15 protein-coding genes are annotated in these 20,363 nt (G+C 70.8%); 9 read left to right on the top strand and 6 right to left on the bottom strand.

Annotated features, from left to right (window positions below; genetic code table 11):
* The first annotated feature begins 66 nt into the window (after window positions 1-66).
* The 6 genes from ABT147_RS18040 (at window position 67) to ABT147_RS18065 (ending at window position 7,871) form a co-directional block, all read left to right on the top strand.
* A complete protein-coding gene (locus tag ABT147_RS18040; RefSeq protein ID WP_351406999.1) occupies window positions 67-1,671 on the top strand; it encodes an acyl-CoA carboxylase subunit beta in 1,605 nt (534 codons plus the stop codon).
* A 53-nt stretch (window positions 1,672-1,724) separates the two neighbouring features.
* Window positions 1,725-3,590, top strand: coding sequence for an acetyl/propionyl/methylcrotonyl-CoA carboxylase subunit alpha (locus ABT147_RS18045; protein WP_351407130.1), 1,866 nt, complete (start codon window positions 1,725-1,727; stop codon window positions 3,588-3,590).
* Between the two features lie 87 nt (window positions 3,591-3,677).
* Entirely contained in the window at window positions 3,678-4,841 is a 1,164-nt protein-coding gene (locus ABT147_RS18050; protein WP_351407001.1) for an acyl-CoA dehydrogenase family protein, read from the top strand.
* Window positions 4,842-4,942: 101 nt separating this feature from the next.
* Window positions 4,943-6,511 (top strand): 4-coumarate--CoA ligase family protein, encoded by a 1,569-nt coding sequence (locus tag ABT147_RS18055; protein WP_351407003.1) that lies wholly within the window; start codon window positions 4,943-4,945, stop codon window positions 6,509-6,511.
* The gene (locus ABT147_RS18060; protein ID WP_351407005.1) at window positions 6,508-7,245 is read left to right on the top strand and encodes an enoyl-CoA hydratase family protein; all 738 of its coding nucleotides are present in this window, start codon (window positions 6,508-6,510) and stop codon (window positions 7,243-7,245) included. The genes ABT147_RS18055 and ABT147_RS18060 overlap by 4 nt, the downstream gene beginning before the upstream one ends.
* The gene (locus ABT147_RS18065; RefSeq protein ID WP_351407007.1) at window positions 7,233-7,871 is read left to right on the top strand and encodes a TetR/AcrR family transcriptional regulator; all 639 of its coding nucleotides are present in this window, start codon (window positions 7,233-7,235) and stop codon (window positions 7,869-7,871) included. Before ABT147_RS18060 ends, ABT147_RS18065 begins: the two co-directional genes overlap by 13 nt.
* Before the next feature lie 16 nt (window positions 7,872-7,887).
* Here the strand turns inward: ABT147_RS18065 and pdxH are convergent, their stop codons facing one another.
* Window positions 7,888-8,517: a pyridoxamine 5'-phosphate oxidase gene (gene pdxH / locus ABT147_RS18070; RefSeq protein WP_351407009.1), complete on the bottom strand. Its 630-nt coding sequence runs from the start codon at window positions 8,515-8,517 to the stop codon at window positions 7,888-7,890.
* A 183-nt stretch (window positions 8,518-8,700) separates the two neighbouring features.
* Between pdxH and ABT147_RS18075 the strand changes: the two genes are divergently transcribed.
* Window positions 8,701-9,801, top strand: a complete 1,101-nt coding sequence (locus ABT147_RS18075; RefSeq protein WP_351407011.1) for a citrate synthase 2 — start codon at window positions 8,701-8,703, stop codon at window positions 9,799-9,801.
* Between the two features lie 16 nt (window positions 9,802-9,817).
* Here the strand turns inward: ABT147_RS18075 and ABT147_RS18080 are convergent, their stop codons facing one another.
* The 4 genes from ABT147_RS18080 to ABT147_RS18095 form a co-directional block, all read right to left on the bottom strand.
* Window positions 9,818-10,846, bottom strand: coding sequence for an isopenicillin N synthase family dioxygenase (locus ABT147_RS18080; RefSeq protein ID WP_351407013.1), 1,029 nt, complete (start codon window positions 10,844-10,846; stop codon window positions 9,818-9,820).
* Between the two features lie 441 nt (window positions 10,847-11,287).
* On the bottom strand, window positions 11,288-11,929 hold the full coding sequence (locus ABT147_RS18085; protein ID WP_351407015.1) for a maltokinase N-terminal cap-like domain-containing protein: 642 nt from the start codon (window positions 11,927-11,929) through the stop codon (window positions 11,288-11,290).
* Window positions 11,930-12,316: 387 nt separating this feature from the next.
* Window positions 12,317-13,789: a PAS domain-containing protein gene (locus tag ABT147_RS18090; protein ID WP_351407017.1), complete on the bottom strand. Its 1,473-nt coding sequence runs from the start codon at window positions 13,787-13,789 to the stop codon at window positions 12,317-12,319.
* A 198-nt stretch (window positions 13,790-13,987) separates the two neighbouring features.
* Window positions 13,988-14,743, bottom strand: a complete 756-nt coding sequence (locus tag ABT147_RS18095; RefSeq protein WP_351407019.1) for an SIS domain-containing protein — start codon at window positions 14,741-14,743, stop codon at window positions 13,988-13,990.
* Window positions 14,744-15,223: 480 nt separating this feature from the next.
* On the opposite strand from ABT147_RS18095, the gene ABT147_RS18100 reads away from it, so the two are divergent.
* Both ABT147_RS18100 and ABT147_RS18105 read left to right on the top strand, forming a co-directional pair.
* On the top strand, window positions 15,224-15,916 hold the full coding sequence (locus tag ABT147_RS18100) for an iron-dependent transcriptional repressor DtxR (protein WP_351407021.1): 693 nt from the start codon (window positions 15,224-15,226) through the stop codon (window positions 15,914-15,916).
* Between the two features lie 923 nt (window positions 15,917-16,839).
* Complete coding sequence (locus ABT147_RS18105; protein WP_351407023.1) at window positions 16,840-17,697, top strand: alpha/beta fold hydrolase; 858 nt, start codon at window positions 16,840-16,842, stop codon at window positions 17,695-17,697.
* A 166-nt stretch (window positions 17,698-17,863) separates the two neighbouring features.
* Here ABT147_RS18105 and ABT147_RS18110 read toward each other — a convergent pair whose 3' ends face one another.
* Complete coding sequence (locus ABT147_RS18110; protein WP_351407025.1) at window positions 17,864-20,245, bottom strand: hypothetical protein; 2,382 nt, start codon at window positions 20,243-20,245, stop codon at window positions 17,864-17,866.
* Window positions 20,246-20,363 lie beyond the last annotated feature (118 nt).

Raw genomic sequence — 20,363 nt, forward strand, 5'->3', positions numbered from 1 at the left:
CGGACCTCGCGGAGACACGCCCATGACCGCCCACCGCCACCGCCCGGACCTCGCGGAGACACGCCCATGACCGTCCTCGGCTCCGCCCTCGACCCGGGCGCCCCCGAACACACCGCGAACCGCGAAGCCATGCTCGCCCGCCTCTCCGCCCTCGACGCCGAGCACGCGAAGGCCCTCGCGGGCGGCGGCGAGAAGTACATCGCCCGGCACCGGAAGCGCGGCAAGCTCCTCGCCCGGGAGCGCATCGAACTCCTCCTCGACCCCGACACGCCCTTCCTCGAACTCTCCCCGCTCGCCGCCTGGGGGAGCGAGTACGCGGTCGGCGCCTCGCTCGTCACCGGCATCGGTGTCGTCGAGGGCGTCGAGTGTCTGATCACCGCCAACGACCCGACCGTACGCGGCGGAGCGAGCAACCCGTGGAGCCTGAAGAAGGCCCTCCGCGCGAACGACATCGCGCTCGCCAACCGCCTGCCCTGCATCAGCCTGGTGGAGTCGGGTGGGGCCGATCTGCCGTCCCAGAAGGAGATCTTCATCCCGGGCGGCGCGATCTTCCGCGACCTCACCCGGCTCTCCGCCGCAGGGATCCCCACCATCGCCGTCGTCTTCGGCAACTCCACCGCCGGCGGGGCCTACATCCCCGGAATGTCCGACCACGTGATCATGGTCAAGGAACGGGCGAAGGTGTTCCTCGGCGGTCCGCCGCTCGTCAAGATGGCCACCGGCGAGGAGAGCGACGACGAATCGCTGGGCGGCGCCGAGATGCACGCGCGCGTGTCGGGCCTCGCCGACCACTTCGCCGTCGACGAGCCCGACGCCCTCCGCCAGGCCCGCCGCGTCGTCGCCCGCCTCAACCACCGCAAGGCGTACGCCGATCCGGACCCGCACGTGGTCCAGCCCCCCAAGTACGACCCCGACGAACTGCTCGGCATCGTCCCCGGCGATCTGAAGGCGCCCTTCGACCCCCGAGAGGTCATCGCCCGGATCGTCGACGCCTCCGACTTCGACGAGTTCAAGCCCCTCTACGGCACGAGCCTCACCACCGGCTGGGCCACCCTCCACGGCTATCCGATCGGCATCCTCGCCAACGCACAGGGCGTCCTGTTCTCCGAGGAGTCCCAGAAGGCCGCCCAGTTCATCCAGCTCGCCAACCAGCGCGACATCCCCCTCCTCTTCCTCCACAACACCACCGGCTACATGGTCGGCAAGGAGTACGAGCAGGGCGGCATCATCAAACACGGCGCGATGATGATCAACGCCGTCTCCAACTCCCGCGTCCCCCACCTCTCCGTCCTCATGGGCGCCTCGTACGGCGCCGGCCACTACGGCATGTGCGGCCGCGCCTACGACCCCCGCTTCCTCTTCGCCTGGCCCAGCGCCAAGTCCGCGGTGATGGGCCCGCAGCAACTGGCGGGCGTGCTCTCGATCGTGGCCCGGCAGTCGGCCGTGGCGAAGGGGCAGCCGTACGACGAGGACGCGGACGCCGCGCTGCGCGCGATGGTGGAGCAGCAGATCGAGTCCGAATCGCTCCCCGTGTTCCTGTCCGGGCGGCTGTACGACGACGGGGTCATCGACCCCCGCGACACCCGCACCGTTCTCGGCCTGTGCCTGTCCGCGATCCACACGGCGCCCTACGAGGGCGCGCGCGGTGGCTTCGGCGTCTTCCGGATGTGAGGAACGAAACGGGTATGAGGAATGAAACGGGCATGAGGAACATGAGGAACCACGTGATCTCGACCCTCCTCGTCGCCAACCGTGGCGAGATCGCCTGCCGGATCTTCCGCACCTGCCGTGAGTTGGGAATCCGAACGGTCGCCGTGCACTCCGACGCCGACGAGAACGCCCTCCACGCGCGCGTGGCCGACGCGACGGTACGGCTGCCGGGCGCGACCCCCGCCGACACCTATCTGCGCGGCGACCTGATCGTGAAGGCCGCCCTCGCCGCCGGCGCCGCCGCGGTCCACCCCGGCTACGGCTTCCTCTCCGAGAACCCCGGCTTCGCCCGCCAGGTCCTCGACGCGGGCCTCACCTGGATCGGCCCGCCCCCCGAGGCGATCGAGGCGATGGCGTCCAAGACCCGTGCCAAGGAACTGATGGGCGTCGAACCCCTCACCGAGGTCACCGAGGACGATCTGCCGGTGCTGGTGAAGGCGGCGGCGGGCGGCGGCGGACGCGGTATGCGCGTCGTACGCAGGCTCGACGAGCTGCCCTCCGCCCTGGAGAGCGCCCGCGCCGAGGCCACGAGCGCGTTCGGCGACGGCGAGGTCTTCGTCGAGCCGTACGTCGAGAACGGCCGCCACATCGAGGTCCAGATCCTCGCCGACACCCACGGCACGATCTGGCCCCTGGGCACCCGCGACTGTTCCCTCCAGCGCCGCCACCAGAAGGTCATCGAGGAGGCCCCGGCCCCCGCCCTCACAGAGGACCTCACGGCGGAGCTCCACACCCTGGCCGTACGCGCGGCCCGAGCCGTCGACTACGTCGGCGCGGGCACGGTCGAGTTCCTCGTCTCCGCCGGCAGGGCCCACTTCCTGGAGATGAACACCCGCCTCCAGGTCGAACACCCGGTGACGGAAGCCGTGTTCGGCCTCGACCTGGTAGCCGAACAGATCCGCGTCGCCGAAGGCCACCCCCTCCCGGCCGACCCTCCACGCGCGCGTGGCCACGCGGTCGAGGCCCGCCTGTACGCCGAGGACCCGGCGCACGAGTGGGCCCCCCAGACGGGCACCCTCCACCGCCTCGCCCTCTCCGAAGGCGCCTCCCACGGCATCCGCCTGGACACCGGCTACACCGACGGCGACGACATCGGCGTCCACTACGACCCCATGCTCGCCAAGGTCATCGCCCACGCCCCCACCCGCGCGGAGGCGATCCGCCGCCTGGCCGCCGCCCTGGACCGCGCCACGATCCACGGCCCGACCACCAACCGCGACCTCCTCACCCGCTCCCTGCGCCACGAGGAGTTCACGACGGCCCGTATGGACACGGGCTTCTACGACCGCCACCTCCCCGCCCTCACCACCGGGGCCCCCGACCCGCACGCCGCCCTGGCCGCCGCCCTCGCCGACGCCGCCACCGAGGGCGACCCCCGCTTCGGCGCCTGGCGCAACCTCCCCTCCCAGCCCCGGACCAGGCGCTACGCGATGGCGGGCGAGGAGCACGAGGCGACCTACCGTCACACCCGCACGGGGCCGGAGGCGGACGGGGTCACGGTCGTCCACGCCGACGCCGACCTCGTCGTCCTCGAAGTGGACGGCGTACGAAGGAAGTTCGAGGTCACGCGCTACGGCCCCCACCGCTATGTCAACACCACCCCCCTCACCGCCCTCCCCCGCTTCCCCGACCCCACCACCCAACAGCCCCCGGGCTCCCTCCTGGCCCCCATGCCGGGCACGGTCGTACGCATGGCGGAAGCCCTGAAACCAGGCTCAGCGGTACAGGCGGGCCAGCCCCTCCTCTGGCTGGAGGCCATGAAGATGGAACACAAGATCACGGCCCCGGCGACAGGAACACTGACGGCCCTGCACGCGACAGTCGGCCAGCAGGTGGAGATGGGCGCACTTCTGGCCATGGTCGAAGCCCAGCCCACCTAAAGGGGCGCGGGGAACTGCGCGACCAGCCACAACCCACCCGCACCCTCCGAACGACCGACGCACCCTCCCCCTTAGGAGCCCACCCTCATGTCCCCGGTCCTGGAATCCGAAGAACACAAGGCCCTACGAGCCGCAGTCTCCGCACTGGGAAAGCGCTACGGCCGTGGATACATGGCCACGGTCACCGAAGAGGGCCGCCACCCCGACGAACTCTGGTCCGAGGCAGCCAAACTCGGCTACCTCGGCGTCAACCTCCCCGAGGAGTACGAGGGCGGAGGCGGCGGCATCACCGAACTCTCCATCGTCCTGGAAGAACTCGGCGCCGCGGGCTGCCCCCTCCTCATGATGGTCGTGTCGCCCGCCATCTGCGGCACCGTCATCGCCCGCTTCGGCACCAAGGCCCAGCGACAGACCTGGCTGCCCGCCCTGGCGAACGGCACCCGCCTCATGGCCTTCGGCATCACCGAACCCGACGCCGGCTCCAACAGCCACCGCATCAGCACCACGGCCCGCAAGGACGAGACAGGCGACTGGCTGCTCACCGGCCGCAAGGTCTTCATCTCCGGCGTCGACAGGGCGGACGCCGTCCTCGTGGTCGGCCGCACCGAGGACGCCCGCACCGGCACCCTCAAGCCCTGCCTCTTCATCGTCCCGACCGACACCCCCGGCTTCGAGTACCGCCAGATCGACATGGAACTCCGCGCCGCCGAGAAGCAGTTCGAGCTGACCTTCGACGACATCCGGCTCCCCGCCGACGCGCTCGTCGGCGACGAGAACGCCGGCCTCCTCCAGCTCTTCGCCGGCCTCAACCCCGAGCGGATCATGACGGCCGCCTTCGCCATCGGCATGGCCCGGTACGCCCTCGCCAAGGCCGTCGACTACGCCCGCGACCGCACGGTGTGGGGACAGCCCATCGGCGCCCACCAGGCGATAGCCCACCCCCTCGCCCAGTCCCACATCGAACTCGAACTGGCCCGGCTGATGATGCGGAAGGCGGCCCACCTCTACGACGCCGGCGACGACGCGGCGGCAGGCGAGGCCGCCAACATGGCCAAGTACGCGGCGGGGGAGGCCTGTGTGAAGGCCGTCGACCAGGCCGTGCACACCCTCGGCGGCAACGGCCTCACCACCGAATTCGGCCTCGCCTCGCTGATAACGGCCGCGCGCGTGTCTCGTATCGCGCCGGTGAGCCGGGAGATGATTCTCAACTACGTCTCCCACCAGACCCTGGGCCTGCCGAAGTCCTATTAGGAACCATAGGGGCCATAAGAACTATAAGAACCGTAAGAACCATAACGACCCTTATAGAACCGTGAGTGACTAGGACTGTTCGAGGCCGTCTTGGAGGAACCATGTTCCGCAGCGAGTACGCAGACGTCCCGCCCGTCGAACTCCCCATCCACGACGCCGTCCTGGCCCGCGCCCCCGAGTTCGGCGACCTGCCCGCGCTGATCGACGGCGTCGACGGCACGACCCTCACATACGAGCAGGTGGACCGTTTCCACCGGCGGCTGGCCGCCGCGTTCGCCGAGGCGGGGGTCCGCAAGGGGGACGTGCTCGCCCTGCACAGCCCGAACACGATCGCCTACCCGACGGCGTTCTACGCGGCCACGCGCGCGGGCGCCACGGTCACCACCGTGCACCCGCTGGCCACCCCGGGCGAGCTGGCCACCCAGCTCCGGGACTCCGGCGCGAGCTGGATCGTCACGGTCTCCCCGCTCCTCGAAACCGCCCGCGCCGCCGCCGAACGCGTCGGCGGCATACGGGAGATCTTCGTCTGCGACAGCGCCCCCGGCCACCGCTCGCTGATCGACATGCTGGCCTCCGCCGCCCCCGAACCGGACGTCCGCATCGACCCGGTGAACGACCTCGCGGCCCTGCCGTACTCCTCCGGCACGACCGGCGTCCCCAAGGGCGTCATGCTCACCCACCGGTCCATCGCCACCAACCTCGCCCAGCTCGAAGAGGTCATGCCGGCCGGCCCCGGCGACCGCGTCCTCGCCGTCCTGCCGTTCTTCCACATCTACGGCCTCACCGCCCTGATGAACGCCCCGCTGCGGCTCGGCGCCACGGTCGTCGTGCTGCCCCGCTTCGACCTGGAGGTGTATCTCGCGGCCATCGCCAAGTACCGCATCACCCACCTCTACGTCGCCCCGCCGATCGTCCTCGCCCTCGCCAAGCACCCGGCCGCCGAGCGGTACGACCTCTCCACGGTCCGGCACATCCTCTCCGCCGCCGCACCCCTCGACGCACGGCTCGCCGCCGCCTGCTCCGACCGTCTCGGCCTGCCGCCCGTCGTCCAGGGCTACGGCATGACCGAACTCTCCCCCTGCTCCCACCTCGTGCCCCTCACCCAGGCGGCCACCGCGCCCCCCGGCACCGTCGGCAAGCTCATCGCCGGCACCGAGATGCGGATCGTCTCCCTCGACGACCCCGGCAAGGACATCGGCGTCGGCGAACAGGGCGAGATCGTCATCCGGGGCCCCCAGGTCATGCGGGGCTACCTGGGCCGCCCCCAGGCCACCGCCGACATGATCGACAGCGACGGCTGGCTCTCCACCGGGGACATCGGACACATCGACGCGGACGGCTGGCTGTACGTCGTCGACCGGGTCAAGGAACTCATCAAGTACAAGGGATTCCAGGTCGCCCCCGCCGAACTCGAAGCCCTCCTCGTCACCCACCCCGGCATCGCCGACGCCGCCGTCATCGGCCACTACGACGACGACGGCCAAGAGGTCCCGCACGCCTTCGTCGTCCGCCGGCCCACCGCGCGCGACCTCTCCGAGGGCGAGGTCATGATGTACGTCGCCGAACGCGTCGCCCCCTACAAACGCGTCCGCCACGTCACCTTCATCGCCGACGTGCCCCGCGCGGCCTCCGGGAAGATACTCCGCCGCGAACTCAGGGAGCGCCTGTGACAGAACTGATCGGACACGTCCACCACCGGGGCGTCACCACCCTCACCCTCGACTCCCCGGCCAACCGCAACGCGCTCTCGGCCGCCCTCGTCGCCGGACTCCGCGACGCCCTCGACCGGTGTGGCGAGGACGACACCGTACGAGCCGTCGTCCTCACCCACACCGGAAACACCTTCTGCGCGGGCGCCGACCTGCGCGACCCACCCGACCCGGGGGCCCTGGTCTCTCTGCTCCGCCGCTTCCTCGACCTGCCCAAACCCGTGGTCGCCCGGGTCACCGGGCACGTCCGGGCGGGCGGCCTCGGCCTGCTCGGCGCCTGCGACATCGCCGCCGCCGGCCCCGACGCCACCTTCGCCCTCACCGAGGTCCGCATCGGCGTCGCCCCCGCCGTCATCTCCCTCACCCTGCTGCCCCGCACCGACCCCCGCGCCCTCGCCCGCTACTACCTCACCGGCGAGAAGTTCGGCCCCGCCGAAGCCACCCGCCTCGGCCTGCTGACGGCGTCCGGCGCCGACGTGGACGACGTACTCGCCCCCGTTCTCGACGGACTGCGCAGGGCCTCCCCGAAGGCCCTGGCGGAGACGAAACGGCTGCTCACGGCTAAGGTGCTGGAGAACTTCGACCAGGACGCGGACGACCTGACCCGCCTCTCGGCCCGGCTGTTCGCCTCCGCCGACGCCCGCGAGGGCATGACGGCCTTCCTCGAAAGACGGGATCCGGGATGGGTGTTGTGAACATGACGGAAACCGATCCGGTAGTGGATCGCGGCCCCAAACAGGACCGCAGCCGGGCCACCCGGCAGCGACTCCTCCAGGCCGCCGTGTCCTGCCTCGCCGAACACGGCTGGGCCGGCTCCACCGTCTCCGTCGTCGCCGAACGCGCCGGTGTCTCCCGGGGCGCCGCCCAGCACCACTTCCGCACCCGCGAGGACCTGTTCACGGCGGCCGTCGAATACGTCGCCGAAGAGCGCTCGCTCGCCCTGCGCGCCCTCTTCCCCGAGGGCGCCGCCGACCGCCGCGCCGTCGTCGCCGCCGTCGTCGACCTCTACACCGGCCCCCTCTTCCGGGCCGCCCTCCACCTCTGGGTCGCCGCCTCCAACGAGGACCAGCTCCGCCCCCGCGTCACCGAACTCGAAGCCCGCGTCGGCCGCGAGACCCACCGCATCGCCGTCGACCTCCTGCGCGCCGACGAGACCGTCCCCGGCGTCCGCGAAACCGTCCAGGGCCTCCTCGACATGGCCAGGGGCCTCGGCCTCGCCAACCTCCTCACCGACGACACCGGCCGCCGCGACCGGGTGGTGGCCCAGTGGGCGTCCCTGCTGGACGAGGTGCTGAGCGGCCCCGCCGACCTCACGGACTAGAGCCGCCCTTCCGACCTCACGGACTGAGCCGCTCCACCCGCCACGACCCGTCCGGCTCCGCCACGTACCGCAGCCGGTCGTGCAGCCGGTTCCACCGCCCCTGCCAGAACTCCACAGTCCGCGGCGCGACCCGGAAACCGCCCCAGTGCGGCGGCACCGGCACCTGCTCGCCCTCCGGATAGCGGGCGTGCAACTCCGCGTACGCGGCGTCCAGTTCGGCCCGCGAGGAGATCACCGAGGACTGCGCGCTGGCCCACGCGCCGAGCTGCGAACCATGCGGCCGGGTCCGGAAGTACGCCGCCGTCTCGTCCCGCCCGGTCCGCCGCGCCGTACCCGTCACGATCACCTGCCGGGCGATCGCGTGCCAGGGGAACAGCAGCGAGACCTGCGGGTTCTCCGCCAGGTCACGGGCCTTGCGGGAGTCGTAGTTGGTGTAGAAGACGAAGCCCTGGGCGTCGTACGCCTTCATCAGCACCGTACGGGAACCAGGGTGCCCCTCGGCGTCCGCCGTCGACACGACCATGGCGTTCGGCTCGAACACCGCGCCCTCCTGCGCGGCCTGCCCGAACCACCGGGCGAACTGCTCCATGGGATCAGCGGCCAGCTCGCTCTCGTCGAGCCCGTCGGCGCGGTACTGCTTGCGCATGACAGCAGGATCGTGATCGTTCACATGGTCATCCTGCCGTATGAACGGCGGGAGGGAGGGGGCGGTGGGAGAGTGGCACTGAGTGCCGCGAACCCTCCCCAAAAGTGGCACTCAGGCGTATGGTGCTGGGACCGTCGTTCTACGGCCTGTCCCCCTGTCGCCCACATCAAGAGGAGCCGTCTGATGTCCGACTTCGTACCCGGGCTCGAAGGAGTCGTCGCGTTCGAGACGGAGATCGCCGAACCGGACAAGGAAGGCGGCGCCCTCCGGTACCGGGGCGTCGACATCGAGGACCTGGTCGGCCATGTCTCCTTCGGCAACGTCTGGGGCCTGCTGGTCGACGGCGCCTTCCGCCCCGGCCTGCCGCCGGCCGAGCCGTTCCCCATCCCCGTCCACTCGGGCGACATCCGCGTCGACGTCCAGTCCGCGCTGGCCATGCTCGCGCCGGTCTGGGGCCTCAAGCCGCTCCTGGACATCGACGAGGAGCAGGCCCGCGCCGACCTCGCCCGCGCCGCCGTCATGGCCCTTTCCTACGTCGCCCAGTCCGCCCGGGGCCAGGGCCACCCCATGGTCCCGCAGCGCGAGATCGACAAGGCCCAGTCCGTCGTCGAACGCTTCATGATCCGCTGGCGCGGCGAGCCCGACCCCAAGCATGTGGCGGCCGTGGACGCGTACTGGACTTCGGCGGCCGAGCACGGCATGAACGCCTCCACCTTCACGGCGCGGGTCATCGCGTCCACGGGCGCGGACGTGGCGGCGGCCCTCTCCGGCGCCGTGGGAGCCATGTCCGGCCCGCTCCACGGCGGCGCCCCCTCCCGAGTCCTCGGCATGATCGAAGAGATCGAACGAACAGGCGACGCCGACGCCTACGTCAAACAGGCCCTCGACAAGGGCGAACGCCTCATGGGCTTCGGCCACCGCGTCTACCGCGCCGAGGACCCCCGCGCCCGCGTCCTCCGCCGCACCGCCCGCGACCTCGGCGCCCCCCGCTTCGAAATCGCCGAGGCCCTGGAGAAGGCGGCCCTCGCGGAACTCCACGCCCGCCGCCCCGACCGCGTCCTCGCCACGAACGTCGAGTTCTGGGCGGCCATCGTCCTGGACTTCGCCGAGGTCCCGGCGCACATGTTCACCTCGATGTTCACCTGCGCCCGCACGGCCGGCTGGTCGGCGCACATCCTGGAACAGAAGCGCACCGGCCGCCTCGTACGCCCCTCCGCCCGCTACGTGGGCCCGAGCGCCCGGAGCCCCCAGGAGATCGAGGGCTACGGGGACATCGCGCGCTAGCCGTTCCCGGCGGAGGTCACGCGGGGCTGAGCAGCCCCGCGTGATGCCGCTCGGCGACCAGCGGATGCGCCCGCAGCTTCCCCTTCAGCTCGTTGAACCCGTACTCGGCGAAGAGCGGATTCCCCGGATCGTCGGTGACGCCGGGCGCGGTGGCGGCGTACGGGAAGACCAGCGGCTCGACCCGCGCGTCCAGCCGGGGGTTGTAGAAGAAGGGCACGGAGAACCGCTCGGTGGCCCCGGGCGGTGACACGACCCGGTGCCGGGTGGCCAGCAGATACCCGTTGGTCGCCACCTCCAGCAACTCCCCGAGATTGACCACGAAGGCCCCCGGAACGGGCGGCACCTCATGGAACAGCCCGTCGGCCCGCTCCACCTGAAGCCCACCGACCTGGTCCTGGAGCAGCAAGGTCAGGAACCCGTAGTCCTTGTGGGCCCCCACCCCCTGATCGCCCCCGTCCCCGGCACTCCCGGGATAGCGCACGAGCTTCAGATGCGGATGGGCCCGCTCCCCGAAGATCGGGTCGTAGAAATCGGCGGGCGCCCCGATGGAGACGAGCAGCTCACGCAGCAGCCGCTGAGCGACGGAACCGAGCCGGTCGATCCACGCGAGAGCTGCGGTCCGCAGCCCCGGCAGGGACTCGGGCCACTGGTTGGGCCCCTCCAGCCACCAGTACGCGGGCTCACCGGCCCCCGGTGTCCGCGCCGCCCGCTCCGCCCCGATGTCCAACTGATCCCGCCAGTCCCGGCTCCCACCCGTCCGCTCGTCCCCGGTCCGCGTATACCCCCGGAAATGCGGCGAGTTGACGTTGTCGAGAGCGAGCCGCTCGGCCTCGGGCAACGCGAAGAACTCCCGCATGGCGCCGGTGAGCCGCCTGGTCTCTTCGTCACTCACCCCATGCCCGACGAGCTGGAAGAACCCCACGTCATGCGCCGCACTGTGCAACTGCGCGTGCAACAGCGCCCGCGCCGCAGGCCCGCGATCGGCGGCGGAGAGATCGATGATGGGCAACTGCGGGTACGACGAGGCCGTCGCGATGTTGATCATGGGATGCGTCCGTGGGTGGTGAGCTGGAACGGGGCTGGTGACCGGGGTTCAGACGTCGGCCCGACAGCCCATGCTCGTGACGCGCACGAAGTCCACGTGCCGGCGTCGAACGAGTATCGGAAGCATGCCGAAAGGATACTCCGCCCTTGGAAACGCAGACGACCCGCAGACTCTGGGTCCCCCCGCCACAAGGACGGAGAAGCCGGCCGGACGTACCGGCGAGCCTGCGGGTCGGGTGACTGCTTGAGATTGGGCCGGCTGGCGTGCTCAGATCACACGCTGTCCGACACCGCACTGAGTATGGTGACGGGCGCTAGCCCGCAGCCACCTCGCGCGTCCGGGTTTCATACATGTACCCGATCACCTCCTTTCGGCGTGCGCCCCACATTAGGAACCGAGGCGACGGCGCTCAAGCGATTTTCCGCGGGAATTGCCGAGGTATTACCGCAGCACGGCGAACACCGCCCGTACCCGGGTCTCGTCCGGAAGGCTCCAGTGGCCGGTGACGTGCCCCTTCGCGCCCTCGGGGAGGCCGGCGGGGCCGGGCCGGAGGGTGCGGTTCAGGTGGAGGACGGTGGGGGTGGGCAGGAGGGGCAGCTCGGTGGTCTCGGGGGTGTCGACGGGACCGGGGGCGGTCACGGACACAGGACCGTCTCCCTCGTACGACCACGTGACCTCGTGGTCCGGGGTGTCCGTGAGGCTCTGGGCCTGGGGCTCGGCCTTGCCCTCGAAGAGGGCCAGGAGCTGGGTGACCAGGACGGGGTCGTGGCAGCCGTCGTAGACCCAGCGCTCGCCCAGGACGCCGTGCTGCGTGGTGCCGACGAGGGCGTGCTCGGCGCCGGGGAGCGGGGCGCCCCGGTAGGTGAGGGGGACCAGGTAGTGCACCGGGGCGGACCCGGAGGCATCGGTGGCCACCATGAACTCGATGCCGACCTCACCCTCCGGATCGTCGAGCCGAAAGCCACCGGCCTTGGTCAGCGCGGGTGCGGCGGTGCCGCCGACATACCAGGGGCGAGTGGGCAGCCAGACGGCCAGCAGTTCGAGCTTGGTCGGCGTCAGGGTGGTGCGATGGATGAGAGCCATACCCCGAATTCTCCGCCGCCCCACAGAACGGACGCGAACCCTTTCTCCCGGCCACCACAAGCCCCGCACAACGCTGCCCGCCGAGCCCCACACCTCGCCCTCCGCCGAGCCCGCACCTCATCCGCAGCCCGCGTGCAGAGAGCGCCCCATCAGGGGCGCGGGGAACTGCGCGACCAGCCACACTCAACCCGCACCCGCGAACCCACAAGCACTCCCGAGCTCCTAGGCGCCCCAGCACCCTCCGCCGAGCCTCCTATCCGCAGCCCGCGTACAGCGAGCGCCCCATCAGGGGCGCGGGGAACTGCGCGACCAGCCACACTCAGCCCGCACCCGCGAACGAACAGGCACCCCCGAGCTCCTGGGCGCCCCGAGATCCCGCCCCCGCCCCTACTCCGACGACCTCTCCAACGCCTCCAGATCCAGCGCCGCGGCGATACGGACGGCGACATCCTCGGCGTAGAGCGCGTCGCCGCGTTCGAACGGCGTGCGGCCGGCGCTGCGCAGGAACGTGACGACGCCGAGCGTGCGGCCCCGGCTGCGGAGGACGGCGCAGAGGGCGTGGACCGTGTCCGGGGGCCACTGCCGCCCGGTGGCCCAGTCGCGAGCCGTCTCCGGCGTGGCCGTACCGGCGCTCGCGCGCACCGATCCCGCCCGGTCGACGCACTGGAGGGCGGGATGGCCATGGCCGTAGCGGACGGGAATGCCGGCGTGCCCGGCGAGCTGGCTGGGCCCGGGCCGCCCGGACGGGGTGGCGGCGGCGCGGACGAGCCGGGCGGGACCTTCGCCGTCGGCGAGGGAGCCGCCGGCGACGCGGTCGATGAGGGCGTGGTCGGCGAAGCCGGCGAGGGCGAAGTCGAGGTGGACCGTGGCGGCCTCCCCGGGGTCCTCGCACTCGGCGGCGGCCCGCGCGGCCCGGTGGAGCTGGTTGACGCGGAAGCGGAGCAGGGCGGCCTCCTGCTCGCCCTGTTTGGACTCGGTGATGTCCTGGAAGAGCCAGCCGACGCCGAGGGGAACCGGTTCCTCGGCGAGCGGCGAGGCGAGGCGGAGGAAGCCACTGCGCCAGCAGCGCCGCTTCTCGCCCTCGGGGGTACGCACCCCGACCCAGATCTCGGCGGGCGCGGGCGGCGCGCCCTCGGCGAGGACATGGGTGAGGGCGCTCTCCAGCTCCTCGACGCCCTGGGCGAGCAGTTCGCCGATGGGGCGCCCGAGGACCGCCGTACGGCCGATGCCGAGGGCGCGGGCGGCGTGGGCGTTGACGACGGCGGGGCGCAGGTCGGCGTCGACGAGGACGACACCCCAGGACGCGTCCTCGAAGAGGGCTTCGCTGAGGGCGATGGACCGTTCGAGGTCGATCTGCGCGTGGACCTCGCTGAAGGCGCAGTACAGCCCGGCGGGCTTGCCGTCGGGTCCGCGGACGGCGGCGGACTGGGTGCGCACGAGGACCCGTCCGCCGTCCTTGGTGACCAGGGCGAACTCGTGCACCTGCCGGCCGGCCGCGTGCATGGCGGCCATCAGCCGCCCCTCGACCTCCTCGGCGTCGGCGGTACGGACGGCCCACCCGGCGAATCCGCGGCGGCCCACGGCCTCCTCCGCGCTCCAGCCCAGGATCCGTTCGGCCTCGCGGTTCCAGTGGGTGACGACGCCGTCGGCGTCGAAGGCGCACAGGGCCGCGTCCATCCCGTCCAGCAGGGCGGCGAGGAGATCCGAGCCACCAACGTCCATGGAGCCTTCGGTGCCTTCGGTGTCCTCGGTGTTCACCGTGCCCTCGATGTCCTTGGTGTCCTCGTCCGTCGGACCGTTCCGCTCGGGCTCGTCGGGCCCCAGCTCGTCGGTGGTCCCACTACGCCGGGAAGCACTCACCTGAACCCCCTGCAGGCTGCGTTGCGTCCGCATGTACGGCTGCTACGGCGCGTCGGTTCGCTCACTGGCCATCATTCAACTCGAACGTGACCCAGCCCACATCTGGTTCACGCAAGATTTGGACGAAATCGTTGTACGCAGGATTTCCTCCTCACCCTTCCTCACCCTTCTCAACGTTCCCACGATCCCGGGGCTCAGTCAGCGCAGGTAGAAGATCCGATCGCCGTACTCCCGCATCACCCGGTCGTTCCAGTCGAGCCCGCCGTCGACGTTCCCGGAGCGCAGCAGGGGCGGCTCGATGCCCCGGTCCGCGAGGCAGGCGGCGGCGGTGGCCATGACCGACTGGAGGATCGCGGAGGTGACGACGGTGGAGGCGGGGGCGAAGGGGGCGGGGATGCTGTCGAGGGTGAGTTCCGCGTCGCCGACCGCGATCTTCGAGTCGAGGACGAGGTCGCACTGGTCCTTGAGGAAGGTGCCGGAGGAGTGGCGCGACGCGGTCTGCGTGGCGTACGCGACGGAGGTGACGCCGATGACCTTCACGCCCAGTTCCCGGGCGTGCGTGGCCATCTCGACGGGGAGGGCGTTGCGGCCGGAGAGCGAGATGATCACGAGCAGGTCGCCGGCGCGGAGGGGGCTGGTGTCGAGGACGGCGGTCGCGAGGCCGTCGATCCGTTCCAGTGCCGAGCCGAGGGTGGCGGGCCGTACGTCGACGCCTACGGCGCCGGGGACGGCCAGCAGGTTCATCAGAGCCAGGCCGCCGGCGCGGTAGACGAGGTCCTGGGCGGGGAGGGAGGAGTGGCCGGCGCCGTACGCGAAGAGCCGGCCGCCGTCCGCGACCGTGTCCGCGATCAGTTCGCCGGCCGCGGTGATCGTCTCGCTCTCCTCGTTCCGCACGCGCTCCAGGAGGCCGATGGCCGCGTCGAGGAATCGTCCGCCCAGCGTGCCGTCGTCCATGCGTGAACCCCTCAGCCCTCTCGCCGACCCGCAGTGTCGCGGATCACGTTAGAGGTCTGGACCACTGGGGTGTCAATATGGGCGGAGGGTGTCCGGGGGGCTTTGCGTTTTCGGCCGCGGGTGTGTGGGGCTTCTCGCGCAGTTCCCCGCGCCCCTAAAAGACTCCGGGCGCGACCCATTGCTTTTAAGGGGCGCGGGGAACTGCGCGACCAGCCACGAACGACCCGCACCCGCCCACGCACCCGAACCCCCGAGCTCTCCCGCGAAGTCCACCGACGACAAGAGGCGACAAGAGGCGACAAGAATGGGGCATCAGGTCACAAATCGGTCACCCGGCGGGAGTCGTACCGCTGTCGTTCCCCCGGCACCACCCGGTTGTCAGTCGGATGCGTAAGAATTGAGTCCAGGGCCAGCGCAGCAAGCCGCAGCAAGCCGGTACGGCCGTCGAAGCCTCCGGCTGAATCTCATCGAGGGGCACGTATGTCCGGACTGATCGATACGACGGAGATGTATCTCCGCACCATCCTCGAGCTGGAGGAGGAAGGTGTGGTCCCCATGCGCGCCCGGATCGCCGAGCGGCTCGACCAGAGCGGCCCCACGGTGAGCCAGACGGTCGCCCGCATGGAGCGCGACGGCCTGGTGTCCGTCGCCGCGGACCGTCACCTGGAGCTCACCGAGGAGGGCCGCCGCCTGGCGACCCGCGTGATGCGCAAGCACCGCCTCGCGGAGTGCCTGCTCGTCGACGTGATCGGCCTGGAGTGGGAGCAGGTGCACGCCGAGGCGTGTCGCTGGGAGCACGTGATGAGCGAGGCGGTCGAGCGCCGCGTCCTGGAGCTGCTGCGCCACCCCACCGAGTCGCCGTACGGCAACCCCATCCCGGGCCTGGAGGAGCTGGGCGAGAAGGACGGCGCCGACCCCTTCCTGGACGAGGGCATGGTGTCGCTCGCGGACCTCGACCCGGGCACGGAGGGCAAGACCGTCGTCGTACGCCGGATCGGCGAGCCCATCCAGACGGACGCCCAGCTGATGTACACACTGCGCCGCGCGGGCGTGCAGCCCGGTTCCGTGGTGAGCGTGACGGAGGCGGCCGGCGGTGTCCTCGTGGGCAGCGGCGGCGAGGCGGCGGAGCTGGACGCGGACGTGGCCTCGCACGTGTTCGTCGCCAAGCGCTGACCCCGTCCGTCGATCCTCACCGACCGACCGATCTCGCCCACCGACCGATCTCGCCCGCCGACCGATCCGCACTCGTCGCCCCCCACCGGCCGACCGATTTCGACCGCCTGTTATCGGCCAATGACACCCCCTGTCGGCGGCTGATCGGCGCCTGTCGAGGGGTGTCCGTATCGCCCGCCAACTCCCGGTGTGGGAGGGGAAGTTGTGACGTATTGGGGTCCATGTCCGGGATCCCGTCGAATCCGAGATTCACTGCGCCGAATGGCAGCGCGCGGGCCGTTCGCGTGCGAGGCTTGCGCGTGAGGCATATGACCTGAGGGGCTCTTGGCCGCCCGGGACGGCGATCTCCGGTGGCAGAGGAGGGGGCGGGGCGGATGTGCCGTGAACATGAGGAGGGCCCCGGCGCCGTGTGGCGCCGGGGCCTGTCCTCCCCTGTGCTGACCCGGAGCCCCGAGCTCCCAGGGTCATTCCCCTCGGACCGTTTTCCCCGAGCGGTCCGCCTCCCGTTGAAGATCTCCCCTCGGCGGCGGTGGGCAATCCTTGAGGGGGGTCACTCGAATGAGGGGTGTTGCCGCCAAGAGCGGCATCTTCGAATGTGTATTCGATAACGTGTGCGGTGTGGCGTCGTGTGCCCCGTTCCATGACTGACGCGCACACCCCACACGTAACGTGTCAGCCGATATGCACGCTGTAACACAAGTGCTCGCCGTCCGAGCGGCGCGCACGGCGGTGACGGCGGTGACGGCGGCCGGAGCGTACGGGCGCGGGCACCGCGGAAGCGACAGCGGAAGCGACAGAAGATGCGACGCGAAAGCAGCAGCGGAACAGCGGTACGACAGCAGTTGGGACGAGTGGACCGGCCGGCTCGAAGCGGGAGCGAGAGGCGGGAGCGAGCGGTCCGGGCGGGAGTCTGGGGGGTGCCAATGGTGCGGCGCATCGACGTGACGGGAGCGGGCGGCGTGAGTCTCGCCGCCTGGGAGTTCGACGACCCGCCCAAGACCGGCGAGCACGAGCCCCGGCCCGGAGTGCTGTTACTGCACGGCCTCATGGGCCGCGCCTCGCACTGGGCCCCCACCGCCCGCTGGCTCTCCGAACGGCATCGCGCCGTCGCACTCGACCAGCGCGGCCACGGCCAGAGCGCCAAGCCCGAGCAGGCCGCGTACACCCGTGAGGCCTACGTCGAGGACGCCGAAGCCGCCGTCGAACAGCTGGGCCTCGCCCCGGTCGTCCTCATCGGCCACGCCATGGGCGCCCTGACCGCCTGGCAGCTGGCCGCCCGCCGCCCCGACCTGGTGCGCGGCCTGATCATCTGCGACATGCGGGCCTCCGCGCTCGGCGCCGCCTCGCAGCGCGAGTGGGAGAACTGGTTCAAGGCCTGGCCGCTGCCCTTCGCCACCCTGGCCGACGTCCGCAAGTGGTTCGGCGAGGACGACCCCTGGGTGGAGCGCCCCAGCCCGTCCCGCGGCGAGTTCTACGCCGAGGCCATGCACGAGGGCCCCGACGGCTGGCGGCCCGTCTTCGACCCCGAGCAGATGCTGAAGACCCGCGAGACCTGGGTGTACGACGCGCACTGGGAGGAGCTGACCCAGGTCCGCTGCCCCGCCCTCGTCGTCCGCGGCCTCGACGGCGAGCTGGGCCGCGCCGAGTCCCAGGAGATGGTCCGCGTCCTGCCCCACGGCCAGTACGCCGAGGTCGCCGACGCCGGCCACCTCGTCCACTACGACCAGCCGGACGCGTGGCGCGCGGCGATAGAACCGTTCCTCGACAGCTTCGCCGACTGAGCCGACCGAGCCGGTTTCACCGACCCTGCTCGGCCTGAACCAGTCTCACTGACCGTTCTCGGACCGAGACAGCTTCTCCGGCCGAGCGAAAGGGCCCCGAATCGCTCCGGGGCCCCCTCGGCGTTGTTGCTGCTTGTTGCTGCTCGTTGCTGTTCGGTGTTGTCGCTCAGCCCTCCGCGGTCCTCCGCCGCCGCATCCACCACACGAGAGCGCCGCCCGCCGCGACGACCGCCGCGGCGATGCCCGAGAGCAGACCGACGGGCAGGCCGGAGCCGGTGTCGGCGAGGCCGCCGTCCGGGTCGGGCCGGTTGGCCGGCGGGGACTGCTGGTCACCGCCGCCGGGGGTGGAGGGGTCGGGCGCCGGGGTCGACGGGGTGTCGCTCGGCCGTGGTGTGTCGCTGGGTCGCGGCTTGTCCGAGTCGGTGGGCGTCGGCTCGGGTGCCGGGTCCTCGTCGCCCGGGCCGGGCTGGGTGCCGTTGCTGTTGCCGCCCATGAAGACCGTGTCGGTGTCCCGGTAGGTCGTCACGGTCCGGACGCTGGTCTTCGTCGTCTCGTCCAGGCCGGGGTTCTCCAGGTCGAACTGCACCCGGGTGACGTTCCGCTTGGGCGACTTGGAGAAGTCGACGCCGCCCACGGTGTAGACGTAGACGTCCTGCCCGTTGCTGATCTCGTACTTGAACTCGCCCTCCTTGAAGACCTTGACGTACCGGTCGTAGACGTCGGTCTTCTTCCAGTTCTGGTTCGGGGCGCGCAGCGGCCAGCGGCTCACGTCGTCGCTGTTGATGATCTTCCGGTAGTCGGTGGCCTGCTGCTGGTCCTTCTGCCGGATCCACTCGGCGGCGACGCGGGAGGTGTAGACGCGGCGCAGGTCGGCGTAGTCCGGGCCGGTGTTGATCCACTTCTCGACGAGCGGGACGATCGTGTTCTTCAGGACGCGGTCGTTCTGGTCGGTCTCGGCCTTGGTCAGGTCGCAGCCCGCGCCGCCGGGGCCGGGGGTGCTGATGTCCATCGGCTCGGTCTGGAGCTTCAGCGGGGCGTCGAGGATGTAGATACCGCCGTCCTGCTCACGGACCTTCGCGGTGCCGGGCTCGATCCAGTTGCGCAGGGAGTGCAGGCAGGGCCAGCCGTCGCGCTTGGCGAAACCGTCCCAGGCCCGCTTGCCGAGGTCGGTCTTGGGGTCCAGGGCCTTGAAGAAGTCGTGCTTGAGCTGGAGGTCGGCCTCCAGGAGCACCCGGCCGGCGTCGGTGGACGCGAACTTGGAGTCCATGATCGTGTCCGGCTGGTCCGGGTTGAGGTTGACCCAGAACTTGTCCGGGGTCAGCGCCAGCCAGGTGAAGAGGGAGTCCGAGGCCATGGTCAGCTTGGCGTCGCCGCCCCAGCCCGGGTTGTTCTCCGGGTCCGCCACGTACTCGGCCTTCATCGAGTAGTCGAGGCCCTTGCCTTTGACGGGCTCACCGACGTAGTTCATCTCCAGCGAGGAGAAGTCGATGCCGCCGGGCCGCCCGAAGTACCCCTTGCCGTTGTTGGCGTCGTACATCTTCTGCAGCCGCTTGGCCTCCTCCGGCGTCTTGCCGGACCGCAGGGCCTCGTCGATGATCGGGCCGCGCCCGCCCTTGAGGGGGTCGGCGTTGAAGCGCTTGTCGTAGTTCGTGTAGTTGTTCGGGTTGCTGGTGCGCTCGATGCCGTTGGAGCGCTGCTCCCAGATGCGTGCCTGGGTGCGGTTGGTGTTCCTGAGCTGCTTCAGCTCGTCGTCGAACGCCTTGATCTTGTCGATGGTCGGCTTCGTGGTCTTGGCGCCGGTGATGGTGCTGAAGGTGGTCTTGTTGCCCGGCTGACGCGCGATGATCCGGTCGGCCTGGTGCTGGTTGTTGCGGATCTCGCCGTTGGACTTGCCCTCGACGTTCCAGTCCCGGGGCCGGTTGCGGAAGTCCACGATCCGGTACTTGGTCTTGCCGGTCTTCGGGTCCTTGTACGGGACCGGGTCCTGGCACCACCAGTCCGGCCCGACCATGTTGTACTTCTTCACCATCCGGGCCTCGAACGTGTCGCCCTTGACCCGGTTGCCCGTGTTCCCGATGATCCGGATCCGCAGGTAGTCGTTGAAGTCCTTGTACCCGGTGGCCTTATTGAGCTGCGCGTTGTAGCGGGCGTAGATCTCCATCGCCCGGTCGGCCGGCTTGCCCGAGGCGGCGTAGGCGGCCTTCCACTTCGCGATGGCCTTCCTGGACTTGCCCGCCTTCTTCAACTGGGCGTCGGTGGGCGGCCGGAGGCCGTCGAACGCCTTGTCCGGGTTGTCGAAGGTGTAGTTCTCGTCGTTCGGCGCCGCGTCGTACGGGTTGGAGCTGCTGGGCGGCCCGGAGTTCGCCGGTGTCCTCGGGTACTTCTTGCCCAGGAACAGCTCGTCGCAGCGCTTGCCCGGCTTCGGCGCCGCCTCCGCCTCCTGCTGGAGACCGGGCAGCCCGGTCAGGGTCAGGACGCTCGCGGCGGTGAGGGCCAGCGCGATCCTGCCCCACAGGCGCCGCCCGGCGCGGGGTATCGGGTGAGTCACTTGGGTAGTCCCCCTGAGGGCCCCGGAGGGTTGGTCCGGTGCTGTGCTCGGTGGGACGCCAGGGGCCCCCGTGCTCTGTGCGGCGCCTCCACCAAGCCATGCACCGTAGTGACCTAAC

It is taken from the genome of Streptomyces sp. NPDC001868 (assembly GCF_040297125.1).
GTDB lineage: Bacteria > Actinomycetota > Actinomycetes > Streptomycetales > Streptomycetaceae > Streptomyces.